The following is a 13,319-nucleotide window of genomic DNA, read 5'->3' as shown; positions in this document are numbered from 1 at the left end:
TCTGATCACTGCTCGATCCCGGCGAGCGCTCCGGGGTCCGGGGACGGGGATCGCCTTCGCCGGCGCCGCAGGGCCGCGCGGGCGGAGGAGACGATGTTGGGCAGCAGCACCGAGACGATCAGCAGCACCCCGGTGACGATGTTGAGCGCCTCGTTCGAGACGTCCTGCAGCCGCAGCGCGTTCTGCAGCCCGGCCAGCAGCACCACGCCGGCCAGCACCCCCGGCAGCGTGCCCTTGCCGCCGAAGATCGACACGCCGCCGAGCAGCACCGCGGCGACCACGGCGAGCTCCATGCCGAAGCCGTTGTCCGCGCGGGCGCTGGAATAGCGCAGCGTCCACAGCACCCCGGCGAGCCCGGACATCGCGCCGCACACCACGTACAGCCAGAACTTGAGCCGCCCGGTGCGGACGCCGGCGAACCGCGCGGCCTGCTCGCTCGCGCCGGCCGCGAACACCGCGCGCCCGATCGGCGTGGCGTGCAGGACCACGCCGAAGACCACGGCCAGCACCGCCAGCGGCACCAGCACGTTCGGGATCGGGCCGCCGCCGAGGGTCCCGGTGACCCACGAGGTGTAGGCGCGCGGGAAGTCGGCCACCGCGCCGTCGCCGAGCACCACGAAGGCCAGGCCGCGGTACAGCGCCATGGTGCCGATGGTGACGGCGAGCGAGGGCAGTTTGAGCATCGTGACGAAGAAGCCGTTGACCGCGCCCAGAATCGCGCCGAGCACGATGCTGATCGGGATGATCGACTCGATCGTCAGCCCGGCGTTCCACAGCGAGCCCATCACCGCGGAGGTGAGCCCGAGCGTGCTCGCCACCGAGAGGTCGATCTCGCCGGTGACGATGATGAACGTCATCGGCAGCGCGATCAGCGCGATCGGCAGCAGGTCCAGCAGCAGGAAGGTGTAGTTGCGGCCGGTGCCGAAGTTGTCGACCACGCCGGAGGCGACCAGCAGCACCACGATCGTGACCAGGATGACCGCGGCGTCCCAGCTCGCCAGGCGCGAGAGCCAGGCCGGCCGGCCACGGGGCACTACGGCGTCAGACATGGGAATCCTTCTTCTTCAGTGCTTGCGCGACGCGGACCGCGACCAGCCGGTCCGCCCCGATCGCCAGCAGGATCAGCGCGCCGACGATCGCCTGCTGCCAGAACTGGTTGATGTCCAGCACGGCCAGCGCGCTGCCGATCACGGTCAGCAGCAGCGCGCCGAGGCTCGCGCCCCACACCGAGCCGCTGCCGCCGAACACCGCGACCCCGCCGACCACCGCGGCGGCGACCACGTTCAGCTCGTACCCGGTGCCCGCGGCCGCGTCGACGGTGCCGAACCGCGCCGCGAACAGCACCCCCGCCAGGCCCGCGAGCGCGCCGCTGACCAGGAACGCGACGGTGGTGTTGCGGCCGACCTTGATGCCCGCCAGCCGGGCCGCCTGCGGGCTCGAGCCCATCGCGTACAGCTCGCGGCCGCCGCGGTAGTTCCGCAGCACCACGCCGGCCACCACCATCACCACCACCGCGATCAAAACCAGCCACGGCACGCCGAGCACCGCGGAGTCGCCGAAGCCGAGGAACGAGCCCGGCAGCTGGTCGGCGTTGATCTGCTGGCCGCCGGCCCAGAAGTAGCTGACGCCGCGGAACGCGTACAGCGTGCCGAGCGTGACCACCAGCGCGGGCACCTGGCCGAACCGGACCACCGCGCCGTTGACCAGTCCGCAGACCGCGCCGACCGCGAGCCCGGCCAGCAGCGCCACGACCACCGGCAGGCCCGGGTTCCCGCGCAGCAGCGTGCCGACGGCGAACGCCGAGAGCCCCAGCACCGACCCGACGGACAGGTCGATGTTGCGGGTGATCATCACCACCGCCTGCCCGACCGCCAGCACCGCCAGGATCGCCGTGCCCAGCAGGATGTCGCGGATGCTCTGCCCGGACAGGAACCTCGGGTTCTGCGTCGCGGTGAACGCCACCAGCACCACGAGCGCGAGCACGATGCCCGACTCGCGTGCCCGGAAAAGGCCGCCCAGCAAGGATTTCCGGGTGGGCGCCAGCTCGCGGGGCACCGCCATCTCGCCCGTCGGGTCCGTCTTGGTCGTGCTCACGCTGCTGCTTCCTGTCCCATGGCCGCGAACATCACCGAGCTTTCGGTCGCCGCGGCCCGCGCGATCTCGGCCACGATCCGGCCCTCGCGCATGACCAGCACCCGGTCGGCCATGCCGAGCACCTCCGGCAGCTCCGAGGACACCATCACCACGGCGACGCCCTCGGCCGCGAGCGCGGACATCAGCCGGTGCACCTCGGCCTTGGTACCGACGTCGATGCCGCGCGTCGGCTCGTCCACGATGAGCACCTTCGGCGCCATCGCGAGCCACTTGGCCAGCACCACCTTCTGCTGGTTGCCGCCCGAAAGCGTGCCGACGGGATCGCCGAGGCGCCGGTACTTCGTGCGCAGCCGCTCGGTCCAGCGCAACGCTTCCCGCCGTTCACCGGGGCCCAGCAGCAGGCCGAGTTTCGAGAGCGCGCGCGAACGCGGCAGCGTCACGTTCCGCTCGATCGACAGGTCCATCACCAGGCCCTGCTGCCGCCGGTCCTCCGGCACCAGCGCCATTCCCGCGGACATCGCGGCGCGCGGCGAGCCGGCGCGCAGCTTCTTCCCGTTCAGCCGCACCACTCCGGCGTCGCGTTCGTCCACTCCGAACACCGCCTGCACGACCTCCGAGCGGCCCGAGCCGACCAGCCCGGCGAATGCGACGATCTCGCCCGCCCGCACCGAGAACGAGATGTCGCGGAAAACCCCTTCGCGCGCCAGGCCTTCCACCTCGAGGACCACCGCGCCGGGCTCGACGTCCTGCTTGGGGAACAGCTTGTCCAGCTCGCGCCCGACCATGCGGCGCACCATCTCCTCGACAGTGACCTCGTCGACCAGGTCGGTCGAGACGTGCTTGCCGTCGCGCATGATCGTCACGCGCTGGCACAGCTCGGTGATCTCCTCGAACCGGTGCGAGATGAACATGATCGCCGCGCCCTCGTCCCGCAGGGCGCGCGCCACGGAGAACAGCCGCTCGACCTCGACCAGGCTCAGCGCCGCGGTGGGCTCGTCCATCACCAGCACCCGCGCGTCCGCGCTGAGGGCCTTGGCGATCTCGACGATCTGCTGGTCGGCGATCGACAGCCCGCGCGCCGGGCGGGCCGGGTCGATCCGCACGCCCAGCCGCGCGAACAGCCGCTCGGCCTCGGCGCGGACGGCGGCGCGGTCGATCATCCCGAGCGCCTTGCGCGGATGCCGGCCCATCACGATGTTCTCCGCCACCGAAAGGTCCGGGAACAGGGTGGGCTCCTGGTAGATCACCGCGATGCCGGCCGCTTTGGCCGCGGCGGGCGAGGAAAACGCGACCGGCTCACCATCCAGCAGCAGCGTGCCCTCGTCGGGCCGGTGCACCCCGGCGAGCATCTTGACGATGGTCGACTTGCCCGCGCCGTTCTCCCCGACCAGCGCGTGGGCCTCGCCGGCGTACAGCGGGAACGACACCCCGGCCACCGCCGCGACCGCGCCGAACGACTTGGTCACGCCGCGGACCTCCAACAGGGGCTCGCGGCCCGGCTCCTGCCGCGTCATCGCGGACCTCCGGATTGAAAGGTTTCACAAACCTGGCGCGGTGACGCTACTATGCGTCAGAAGGTGAAGTCAATGACGCGAGAAAACCGTAAATGAAACGATTTTTCAGTCGGCCCCGGGCGAATTCTCCCGGTTTGACTTCCCGCTCACCGGCACGCCCGGCAGCGGGCCGCGGCCGGCAGGCAAGACACGAAGGGCCGCGATGACGGTGCAAGACCCCCACGAGCCCGGGCCCGCCGAGGCCCGCGCCGCCGGCATCAAGGACGTCGCGGCCGCGGCCGGGGTCTCCCTCGGCACGGTCTCCAACGTGCTCAACCGGCCGGACCGGGTCAGCCCCGGCACCCGCGCGAAGGTCGAGGCCGCGATGGCCGAGCTTCGGTTCGTGCGCAACGAATCGGCGCGGCAGCTGCGCGTCGGGCACAGCCGCGTGCTCGCGTACGTGATGCTCGACGGCCGCAACCCGTTCTTCACCGACGTCGCCGCGGGCATGGAGGACACGGCCGACGAGGAAGACCTCTCGCTGTTCCTGTGCAACAGCGCCAATCTGGCCACACGCGAGGCTTCCTACCTCGGCCGGCTGGAACAGCAGCGGGTGCAGGGCATCCTGATCACGCCCGTCGACCCCCGCTCGCCCCAGCTCGACGAGATCGCCCGGCGCGGCACGCCGCTGGTGATCGTCGACCGCACCCGGCCCACGGCCAGCCACTGCTCGGTGGCCGTGGACGACGTGGTGGGCGGCGAGATCGCGGTGCGGCACCTGGTGGAGCAGGGACACGAGCGGATCGGGTTCGTGGGCGGGCTGCTGGGCATCGGCCAGGTGCGCGACCGCCGCGAGGGCGCGCTGCGGGCGTTGCGCGCGGCCGGCCTCGGCCCGGACCACCTGGTCGACCTGACCACGTCGCAGATGGGCGTGGCCGACGGGGGCAACGCGGGCCAGCGCCTGGCCGGCCTGCCCGCCTCGTCCCGCCCGACCGCGGCGTTCTGCGCGAACGACCTGCTGGCGCTGGGTTTACTGCAGGCGTGCGCGGCACTGCGCCTGCGGGTCCCGGACGACCTCGCCATCGTCGGCTACGACGACATCGAGTTCGCCGCGGCCGCCACCGTGCCGCTGACCTCGGTCCGCCAGCCGCGGCGCCGGCTCGGCCGGACGGCCGCGGAGCTGCTGATGCAGGAGACCGCCGACCCCGGCCACGAGCACCAGCAGGTGACGTTCACCCCGGAGCTGGTGGTGCGCGCGTCGACTTACCGCTCGTGAGTGTTCATGACGGTTAGAACCGGCATAGGCACTCACGAGCCTTCAAGGGTGAGCAGCGTGAGCTTCGCGGCCTCTCCACCGCGGTAACGCCCGGAGGTGCCGTTCGAGCGGACCACCCGGTGGCACGGGACGACCAGCGGCAGCGGGTTCGTCGCACAGGCCGTGCCGACCGCGCGCACCGCCTTCGGGCTGCCCGAAGCGGCAGCGACCTGGGAGTAGCTTTCCGTGGTGCCGTAAGGGATTTCGGCCAGGTGCGTGAGCACCGAGCGGCGGAAGCCCTTGGACAGCCGGAAGTCCAGCGGCAGGTCGAAGGCGCGCCGCCGCCCGGCGAAGTACTCGTCCAGCTCACGGGCGACCGGGTCCAGCCGCGCGGGCGCGGCCAGGATGCGCGGGCTGACCGCGCCGGCCAGCTCCGCCAGCACGTCGTCATGGCCCTCGACGCTGAACGCCACGCGCACCAGGCCTTCCTCGGTCGCGGCGAGCAGCAGCGGGCCGACCGGCGAGTCGACAGTGCGGTAGGCGACGTCGAGCAGGCCGTCCCGCTGGGCCAGCCCGGCGAGCCGGGCGCGCAGCCTCGCTGTGGTGTCCTCGTCCGGACCCGGCACGCTGTCGAGCAGCTTGGCCGTGAACAGCTCGGCGTCGGGCAGCTCGGCCTTGGACGACGCGGTCTGAAAATACTCAGTCATGGGCGTGCTCCTTCCGGCTCCGCCGCGCTCAAGTCCTTCAGCCGCAACGCTTTGATGCCGTCCGCGGCGGCGCGGCGGGCGGCGTCGGCGGTGCCGCCGGTGATCGCGGCGACCTCGCGGTAGGGGAAGCCGGCCAGGTAGTGGTAGGCGACCGCGACCCGCTGCTTGTCCGGCAGCTGGGCGAGCGCGTGCCACAGGTCGCCGTCCCAGTCCTCCGGGCGGCCGGTGCGGCTCGGCTCCTCCGGCAGCGCGTCCACCGGGACCGGGCGCCGCGCCCGCGCGCGCAGCACGTCGATCGCCTTGCGGTGGGCGATCGTGACCAGCCAGGCCTCGACGTTCGCGTCCGCGGGCAGCTCGGGGTACGCCTTCAGCGCGGACAGGAACGTCTCGGACCAGGCGTCCTCGGCGTCGGCCGGGCCGACCACCGCGCGGCAGACGCGCAGCACCATCGGCCCGTGCTCGTCCACCACCCGCTCGAACGGCCGCGCGCTCACCGGCGCGCCCCGTCGTCGACCTGCACGGGGTAGCCCGCGCGTAGAACGGCCACTGTGGACGGTGGCGTGACCACCGTCGCCGTGCCCGCCTTCGGCCGCGGCCGGCGGGCGCCGTAGCCCTCGCGGGTCCACTCGGCCAGGTGCCCGCCGAGCACCAGCGCGGGAACTCCGTCGCGCAGCACGAAGACACCGTCGGGCAGCCCGGCCCACGGCAGCTCGTGGAAGCGCCGCCGGTGCGTCCCGCGGAAGAGGCGTTCGCTGTGCAACTGCCGGTTCATCTCCTTCGCCGAGGGCGGCGCCACGCGCAGCTCCTCGGCCCAAGCGTCGCGGTAGGCCCGGTAATCCTGGTGCCGGCACTCGCCGCACGGCCGGTGCCCGGCGGCGAACGCCACCGCCTCGTCGTGGAAGTACAGCGGCGTCCAGCGGTTCGGCAGCCACTGCTCACGCCACCGGCCGCGGAACTCCAGCGCGCAGGTGATCCAGAGGTCGCTCGCGTGGAACCGGACGATCTCGCGGTCACGGTGGAGGATGCCGCGGTTGCCCGTCCACGCGCCGCGCAGCGCGAACTCCTCGATCTCCCCGGTCGGCGTCACCCGGTTGCGGCCCGTCATCGCTCCCCTCCCCCGCGTTCATTGCTGCTCAAGGTCAGAACAGCCTGCCGTCCTCGTCCGCCGGCGGCTCCTCCAGGCCGAGGAGAAAGCGTTTGCGGTCGACGCCGCCCGCGTAGCCGGTGAGCCCGCCGCTCGCGCCGATCACCCGGTGGCACGGCACGACGATGCTGATCGGGTTCCAGCCGTTGGCGTTCCCGACCGCCTGCGCGGCGCCGGGGTCGCCCAGCTCCGCCGCGAGCTGCCCATACGTGCGCGTCTCGCCGAACGGGATCTTCGTCAGCAGTGCCCAGACCTTCAGCTCGAACTCCGAGCCACGCGGCGCGAGCGGCAGGTCGAACTCGGTCCGCTCGCCCGCGAAGTACTCACGCAGCTGCCGCGTGGCATCGCCGAACCCGCGGTCGTCCCGCGGCCCGAGCCCGTCCAGCCGCGGCTTGCGCTGATGCCCGTCGAAGTAGAGGCCGATGAGCGCGTCGCCGTCCGCGACCAGCGTCAGCTCGCCCACCGGCGAGTCCACGACCGTGTGCCGGACACTCATGTCCCTCGTCCCTTCGCTCCCGGTGGTCGCCTTGCGCTCCCTCCACCGTGAAGACGTCCAGACTGCCGGAAACGTGAGGCCCGGGCTTCGGCGGCCCGGCCGGAGACGCGAAACGGCCCGGCCAGGTGCGCCCGGCCGGGCCGTTCGGTGCCGCTCAGTCAGATCTGGCCGAAGATCTTCGAGTACGCGTAGCCGACCTTCTTGTCGTAGGAGTCGACCTCCCAGAACGACAGCAGCGACACGCCCTTGGACGCCGCGAACGACTCCAGCGTCTTGGCGTTGGCCTGGGTGAAGTTCTCGTTGTCGTCGTTCTTGCCGGCGATCGGGGTCAGCCCGAGCTGCGCCCACGCCGCCGACAAGGACTCGCCGTACAGGCTGGCGAGCTGCTTCGCGGTGGCGTTCGCCCCGGACTCGGCGTCGTTGAGCGCGTTCTCGCCGTCGCCGAAGTCCATGGTCATGATGTTGACCGTGCTGACCTTCACGCCCTTGCTCTTGGCGTCCTTGAGCAGGGAGAGCGCGTTGCCCTCCAGCCCGCTCGGGTCGACCGGCAGCGTGTAGTCGACCTGCACCGAGGGGTCGGCCTTCTGCAGCGCCGCCAGCGCGGTGTCCCGGCGCTGGATCGACGCGGTGTCGTCCAGCGGGCCGCCCTCGATGTCGAAGTCCAGCCGGTGCACGTTGTTGGTCTTCACCACGTTCGCGTACGCGGCCTGCAGGCTGCTCGCGGACTTGCAGGTCTGCGCCAGCTCACCGCCCTGGGCTCCGCCGAACGAGATGATCACGTCACCGCCGGACGACTGCAGCGAGCTGATCTGCGACTTGAAGTTGCCGACCGGGTAATCGCCGTTCTCCCACTTGGCGGTGCAGCCGCTCTGCGGGATCAGGAACGCCAGCGTGAAGTGGCTGACGCCGGACGCGCTCTTGTCGGCGGCCATGTCGCCGACCGTCCCGCTGCTGAGTTCGAGGTAGGGCGCGGCGAACTTCGCCGGGAACGACTGGGGTGCCGCCTGGGCGACACCGCCGGCCGCGAGTGCCACCGCGGGCAGCAGCGCCGCCGCGGCGATCGTCAGGGCTCGGCGCACGGAACTAACCATGGGTCATCCTTCCGGGGACAACGGGGAAACCGAGGCGGCGGTGCCCGGCAGGAGCCCATTGGTTAGGAAAGATTCCTACCGAAGTGACTCAGACGGTAGGACCCGGCACACAGCGAAGTCAAGACCCCGCCGCGTGCCCCGTCGTCCGTCAAGGCCTCCTTACCCGCGTCGGACGCTGGCAAGGAGGCCTTGACGGACTACGCCAGAGTCACAGCAGCAGGTCCAGACCTTTCAGATCGGCCGCGTACTTCCGGATCAGCTCCGCCGAAACGTGCGGAATGTCCTTGTCCGCGCCCACTTTCGCGGTCTGGACGGCCGTGCGGAAGCGCTCGGTCGGGATGTCGCCGGCCCCGTCGACCGGCTCGGCCGGCCGGGCGAACGCGTGCAGCAGCGGCAGCAGCGAGTGCTGCTTCTGCAGCTCCGGCAGGCCGCGGAGGGCGCTGTCGAACCGGGTGAACCACTCGGCGTAGTCGTCGATCCGCCGGATCCGGTAGCCGGCCTCGTTCAGCCAGTCCACGTAGACGTCGAGCGAGATGCCGTCCTCGTGCGGGTTCATCACGTTGTACGTCCGGTAGCCCTCGGCCTCGGCCAGCCCGACCGTCGTGATGGCCTCGGCGGTGAAGTCGACCGGGAGCCCGTCGTAGTGCGCGGGCCGGTCACTGGCGTAGAACGAGCGCGGCGCGATGCCGGTGACGATGAGGCTGAGCAGCAGCCGGGTGAACATGTCCGGCACGTTCAGCTGCCCCGCGTACCGGCTGTGCGCCAGGATCATGTCGGAGCGGAACGTCGCGACGGGCAGCTGCGCCAGGTCGTGCGCCTCGCGCAGCAGGACCTCGCCGGCCCACTTGCTCGTGCCGTACCCGCTGGCGTACTCCTCGTTGATCGCGCGCACCGGGCAGGTGACGCGGATGTCGGAGTACTCGTCGGTGCCCGCGGCCTCCTCGGTGAACACGCCCACCGTGGACAGGTAGGTGACCGGCTTGATCCGCGTGGTCAGCGCCAGCCGGATCAGCTCCGCGGTGCCGACCACGTTCGGCCCGAACAGCTGGTCGTACGGCAGCACGTGGTTGACCAGCGCGGCCGGGTGCACGATCAGGTCGACCGTGTCGGCCAGCCGTCGCCAGGTCGGCTCGTCGAGGCCGAGGTCCGCGTCGCCGATGTCGCCCGCGAGCACTTCCAGGTGCTCGGCGGCCAGCTCCCGGAAGTGCCGCAGCAGCTCCGCGTCACCGCTGTCGAACGCGTCCTCGAGCCGCTTGCGCGCCGCCTCGGCCGTGCTGCCGCGGACGATGCAGATCAGCTTGCCGCCGGTTTCGTCCAGCCGCTCCAGCCACTCCAGGCACAGGAACCGGCCGAGGTAGCCGTTCGAACCGGTCAGCAGCACGGTCTTCGGCTGACCGGTCGGGTGCGGCAGACCCTTCGCCGCGGCAAGGGTTTCCGCGTCGATGAACTTGTCCAGGGTGAGGTCCGCGGCCCGGGCCTCGGTGCTGCCTTCGCCGTGCACGCTGGCGAACGTCGGCCGCTGCGTGCCGGACTCGCGCGCCGCCTCGATGTACGCGGCCAGGTGCCGCAGGTCGTTGGCCGGGCTGATCACCACGCCGACCGGGACCTCGACGTCGAAGATCTCCTTGAGCAGCGTGGAAAACGACAGCGCGGACAGCGAATCGCCGCCCAGGTCCATGAAGTGCACGTCCGGCGCCAGCTCGCCGGCCGAGGAGCTGAGCACGGCCAGCGCGGCGCGGACCACGGTGTCGAACACCGGCTCGTCGCGGCCGGTGCGGCGCAGCGCGCGCAGCTCGTTCGCCTCGCGGTCGGCCAGCTCCTGGTAGAACTGCTCCAGCCGCTCGCCGTAGACCTCCTTCAACTTGGGGCGCAACAGCTTCCGGATCCCGGACAGCAGGCCGTTCTCCGGGGTGAACGGCTCGGTCTCGAGCAGGAAGTCCCGTGGGATCTCGTACGAGTTGAGGTCCGCCTCCTTCGCGATCCGCTGCAGCGACTCGGCCACCGCCGCCTTCAGGTCGCCGCCACGCTCGAGCGCGGCGGCCGTCGGCACGACCACCGCGAGCAGGTACGCGCGCTCGCTGCTGCCGTAGACGTAGATCTGCCGCACCAGCGGGCTGGTCGCGAACACCGCCTCCAGCCGGGAGACCGCGACGAACTCGCCCTGCGACAGCTTGAGCACGTTCTTGCTACGGTCGAGGTAGACCAGCTCCTCCGGCCCGACCTCGGCCATGATGTCGCCGGTGCGGTAGAAGCCGTCTTCGTCGAACACCTCGGCCGTGGCGTCCGGCCGCTTGAAGTACCCCGGCACGAGCATCGACGACTTGACCAGCAGCTCGCCCCGGGGGTGCGGCGAGTCCGTGGTGAAGTAGCCCAGCTCGGGCACGTCCACGAGCTTGTAGTCGGTGACGCGCGGCCGGCCGATGATGTGGTCCAGCAGGACCGCGCCGGCCTCCGTCGAGCCGTAGCCGTCGTGCAGCGGGAGCCCGATGCAGGACTCGACGAACTCCGTCATCTCGGCCGAAAGCGGCGCGGACCCGGAGCCCACCCAGATCAGCCGGCCGCCGAGGACCTTCTCGCGCAGCTGGGCTTTCACCTCGTCCTCGGTGCCGGAGCTGGTGTCCAGCATGCTCTGGTAACGCTGGAACAGCATGTCGCAGATCCGCGGCACCATCATCAACTCGGTGGGGCGCACCAGCTCGATGTCCTCGAACAGCGTGGACACGTCGCTCTTCGCGACGAAGTACGAGGTGCCGCCGTCGGCCATCGCGCCGAGCAGCAGCGCGCGGCCCGCGATGTGGCTCATCGGCATGTAGTTGACGCTCAGCACCGCGCGGCCGGTCTTCACCGGCCAGAAGCCGAACCACAGCCCGCACACCAGCCGGTCGGTGTACATGGCGCCCTTGGGCGTGCCGGTGCTGCCGGAGGTGTAGATGAGCAGGGCGAGCCGGTCGCCGGCCGGGCCCGGGTCGAACTCCGGCGCCGGCGGCAGCTTGCGCCCGCGCGCGATCACGTCGGCCAGCGTGTCGAGCACAACCGCGCTGCCGGACTCCGCGAGCCGTTGCCGCGCGGCCTCGAACTGCTCGCGCTGCTCGTCGACTTCGGCGTGGTAGTCGAACACCAGCAGCCGCCGCACCGACTCGCTTTCCGCGATCGCTTCGACGGCGACGTCCAGGTTTTCCAGGCTGGCCGCGAGAATCCGCGGCCCGGTCTCGGCGATGATCGGCTTCAGGTGCCCCGCGGTCGCGCCGGCCTGCAGCGGCACGCAGACCGCGCCGATCCGTGTGCAGGCCAGGTCGATGGTCGCGTAGTCGGTGCTGGTGAACCCGAGGACGGCGACGAATTCGTCGGCCGCCAGCGGGTTTTGCGCGTCGTGGTGCCATTCGGCGACAACGGCGCCGACGCGGTCCCACAGCTCGCCGTACGTGATCGTCTCGAACCGCGGCAGCAGTTCCAGCGTGGTGCGGCCGGTCGCCGGGTCGGTGACGAGCTCCATCGCCCGCTCCCCCAGCGCCGGCCGGTCCGCGTACCCCTCCATGACCGTGGCGACGACCCGCTGCAGCGACAGCCCGGGCCGCCGGATCGCCGCGGTGACCGAGTCCAGCGGTGCGGCCTCGCGAACCTGCTGGTCACCGGCGTACAGCGCCGCGGCGCGCTCCTCCTGCCGCTCGTCGGTGGCCGTGCTTGCGGTCGTCATGGGTCAGCCCTCCCGTGGCTTTCGATTACGCGCGTGTGGGAGCGGCAGTGATCCCCGGCGTAGATGTAGTACGACAACTAAATTTACCTTCGGTGATCCTTTGTCTTACAGGGCTGACGCCTGTGAGATATCGCTCCTTGTGTCGCCTCGATCACCAGTGGTAGTGATCTTAGCCTGAACGGCCTAGTCTTTACCTCGTGCTGAACTGACCTTTGTGGACAGTTCGGCGGCCGGCCGGGCGCTACGATCACCGGCGTGATCACCACGGAGGGATACCTGTACTTCGTCGACCGCGCGCTGGACGGGATGGCCGCCGTCCTCATCGGACTCGGCGACGAGCGGGCGAACCGCAGCCCGGACCTGCCCGGCGGCAACTCGCCGTACGCGATCGTCACGCACTGCCTCGGCGTCGTCTCCTTCTGGGGCGGACACGTCGTCGCGGGCCGCGCCGTGCCCCGCGACCGCGCGGCGGAGTTCACCGCTTCCGGCCCGGTCGACGAGCTCGTGGCGCGGCTGCGCCTGGTGCGCGAGCAGTTCGCGGCGGACGTCGCCGCGGCGGTCCCGGCCGATCCCTGCCGCGGCGAGGTCCCGCCGAAGTACCGCGGCACCCCGATCGGCGAGAGCCAGGGCATGGCGTTGCAGCACATCTATGAGGAGCTGGCGCAACACCGCGGCCACCTCGAGCTGACCCGCGACCTGCTGGCCGACCGGGGCTAGCCGGGTCCTATGTGGACGAACTCCCGGCCAGCGCCCGCAGCCCGGTGACGAGCGCGTCCACCGGAATCCCGCCCAGGACGTGGTGCGCGACGAGCAGCCCGGGCAACAGCGTGGCGAGCGCCAGCCCGATCGCGTCCGGGTCGGCGCCGGGCGGCAGCTCGCCGCTCTCCTGCCAGCGGCGGACGAGCCGGCCCAGCTGCCCGCGCAGCTCGAGGTGGAACGCCCGCGCGTTGGTGTTCACCGCCGGGTTGCGCAGCGCCTCGGCCCAGGCCTGGATGGCGATCCGCGACAGGTCGGAGTTCGGCCCGCGGCCCAGTTCCGCGGCCAGCGCGGCGACCAGCTCCGCCGGGCGCGGCGGCTCGTCGGCCGCCAGCAGCCGCTCGAACACGGTCCGGAACATCGCCGCCGCTTCGAGCCCGGCCGCCTCGATCAGCTCGTCTTTTCCGCTGATGTAACGGTAAACGCCACTGGCGGACATCCCGGTCTCGGCGATCACGTCGTCCATGGACGTCACGTGGAACCCGTCCCGCGCGAAGCACCGCCAGGCGCACACCAGCACGTGCCGACGGCGTTCCTCCCGATGCGCCTCGCTGATCCTGGGCATGCCCGCCAGCGTACCCGCGCCGGT

General features: G+C 71.4%; 12 protein-coding genes. 2 read left to right on the top strand and 10 right to left on the bottom strand.

All coding sequences use genetic code 11. The features are described from left to right. Positions 1-5 precede the first annotated feature (5 nt). Genes OG371_RS33290 through OG371_RS33280 form a run of 3 tightly spaced genes read right to left on the bottom strand, consistent with a single transcriptional unit; the run spans position 6 to position 3,608 of the window. Positions 6-1,049 carry an ABC transporter permease gene (locus OG371_RS33290; protein WP_329059589.1) on the bottom strand — a complete coding sequence of 348 codons (1,044 nt, stop codon included), beginning with the start codon at positions 1,047-1,049 and terminating at the stop codon, positions 6-8. Next, positions 1,042-2,061, bottom strand: a complete 1,020-nt coding sequence (locus tag OG371_RS33285; RefSeq protein WP_329073345.1) for an ABC transporter permease — start codon at positions 2,059-2,061, stop codon at positions 1,042-1,044. The genes OG371_RS33290 and OG371_RS33285 overlap by 8 nt, the downstream gene beginning before the upstream one ends. Positions 2,062-2,090: 29 nt before the next feature. After that, the gene (locus OG371_RS33280) at positions 2,091-3,608 is read right to left on the bottom strand and encodes a sugar ABC transporter ATP-binding protein (protein ID WP_329059588.1); all 1,518 of its coding nucleotides are present in this window, start codon (positions 3,606-3,608) and stop codon (positions 2,091-2,093) included. Between the two features lie 202 nt (positions 3,609-3,810). Between OG371_RS33280 and OG371_RS33275 the strand changes: the two genes are divergently transcribed. Next, the gene (locus OG371_RS33275; RefSeq protein ID WP_329059586.1) at positions 3,811-4,863 is read left to right on the top strand and encodes a LacI family DNA-binding transcriptional regulator; all 1,053 of its coding nucleotides are present in this window, start codon (positions 3,811-3,813) and stop codon (positions 4,861-4,863) included. A 32-nt stretch (positions 4,864-4,895) separates the two neighbouring features. Here OG371_RS33275 and OG371_RS33270 read toward each other — a convergent pair whose 3' ends face one another. The 6 genes from OG371_RS33270 to car all read right to left on the bottom strand — a co-directional run bounded on the left by OG371_RS33270 (position 4,896) and on the right by car (position 11,974). After that, positions 4,896-5,549 carry a methylated-DNA--[protein]-cysteine S-methyltransferase gene (locus OG371_RS33270; RefSeq protein ID WP_329059585.1) on the bottom strand — a complete coding sequence of 218 codons (654 nt, stop codon included), beginning with the start codon at positions 5,547-5,549 and terminating at the stop codon, positions 4,896-4,898. Continuing rightward, positions 5,546-6,043, bottom strand: coding sequence for an RNA polymerase sigma factor (locus OG371_RS33265; RefSeq protein ID WP_329059584.1), 498 nt, complete (start codon positions 6,041-6,043; stop codon positions 5,546-5,548). The genes OG371_RS33270 and OG371_RS33265 overlap by 4 nt, the downstream gene beginning before the upstream one ends. Continuing rightward, positions 6,040-6,654, bottom strand: a complete 615-nt coding sequence (locus OG371_RS33260; RefSeq protein ID WP_329059583.1) for a hypothetical protein — start codon at positions 6,652-6,654, stop codon at positions 6,040-6,042. Before OG371_RS33260 ends, OG371_RS33265 begins: the two co-directional genes overlap by 4 nt. 34 nt (positions 6,655-6,688) lie before the next feature. Further along, positions 6,689-7,189: a methylated-DNA--[protein]-cysteine S-methyltransferase gene (locus OG371_RS33255; RefSeq protein WP_329059581.1), complete on the bottom strand. Its 501-nt coding sequence runs from the start codon at positions 7,187-7,189 to the stop codon at positions 6,689-6,691. A 158-nt stretch (positions 7,190-7,347) separates the two neighbouring features. Continuing rightward, entirely contained in the window at positions 7,348-8,280 is a 933-nt protein-coding gene (locus OG371_RS33250) for a chitinase (RefSeq protein ID WP_329059580.1), read from the bottom strand. A 208-nt stretch (positions 8,281-8,488) separates the two neighbouring features. Beyond that, the gene (gene car, locus OG371_RS33245) at positions 8,489-11,974 is read right to left on the bottom strand and encodes a carboxylic acid reductase (protein WP_329059579.1); all 3,486 of its coding nucleotides are present in this window, start codon (positions 11,972-11,974) and stop codon (positions 8,489-8,491) included. Between the two features lie 255 nt (positions 11,975-12,229). Here car and OG371_RS33240 point away from each other — a divergent pair, with 255 nt between their 5' ends. After that, a complete protein-coding gene (locus OG371_RS33240) occupies positions 12,230-12,691 on the top strand; it encodes a mycothiol transferase (protein ID WP_329059577.1) in 462 nt (153 codons plus the stop codon). A gap of 7 nt (positions 12,692-12,698) precedes the next feature. Here the strand turns inward: OG371_RS33240 and OG371_RS33235 are convergent, their stop codons facing one another. Then, on the bottom strand, positions 12,699-13,295 hold the full coding sequence (locus OG371_RS33235; RefSeq protein ID WP_329059576.1) for a TetR/AcrR family transcriptional regulator: 597 nt from the start codon (positions 13,293-13,295) through the stop codon (positions 12,699-12,701). Between the last annotated feature and the right edge of the window lie 24 nt (positions 13,296-13,319).

The organism is Amycolatopsis sp. NBC_01480 (genome assembly GCF_036227205.1).
Lineage (GTDB): Bacteria > Actinomycetota > Actinomycetes > Mycobacteriales > Pseudonocardiaceae > Amycolatopsis.
Note: the sequence above shows the minus strand (reverse complement) of the source record. Positions and strands in the feature narration are given on the sequence as shown.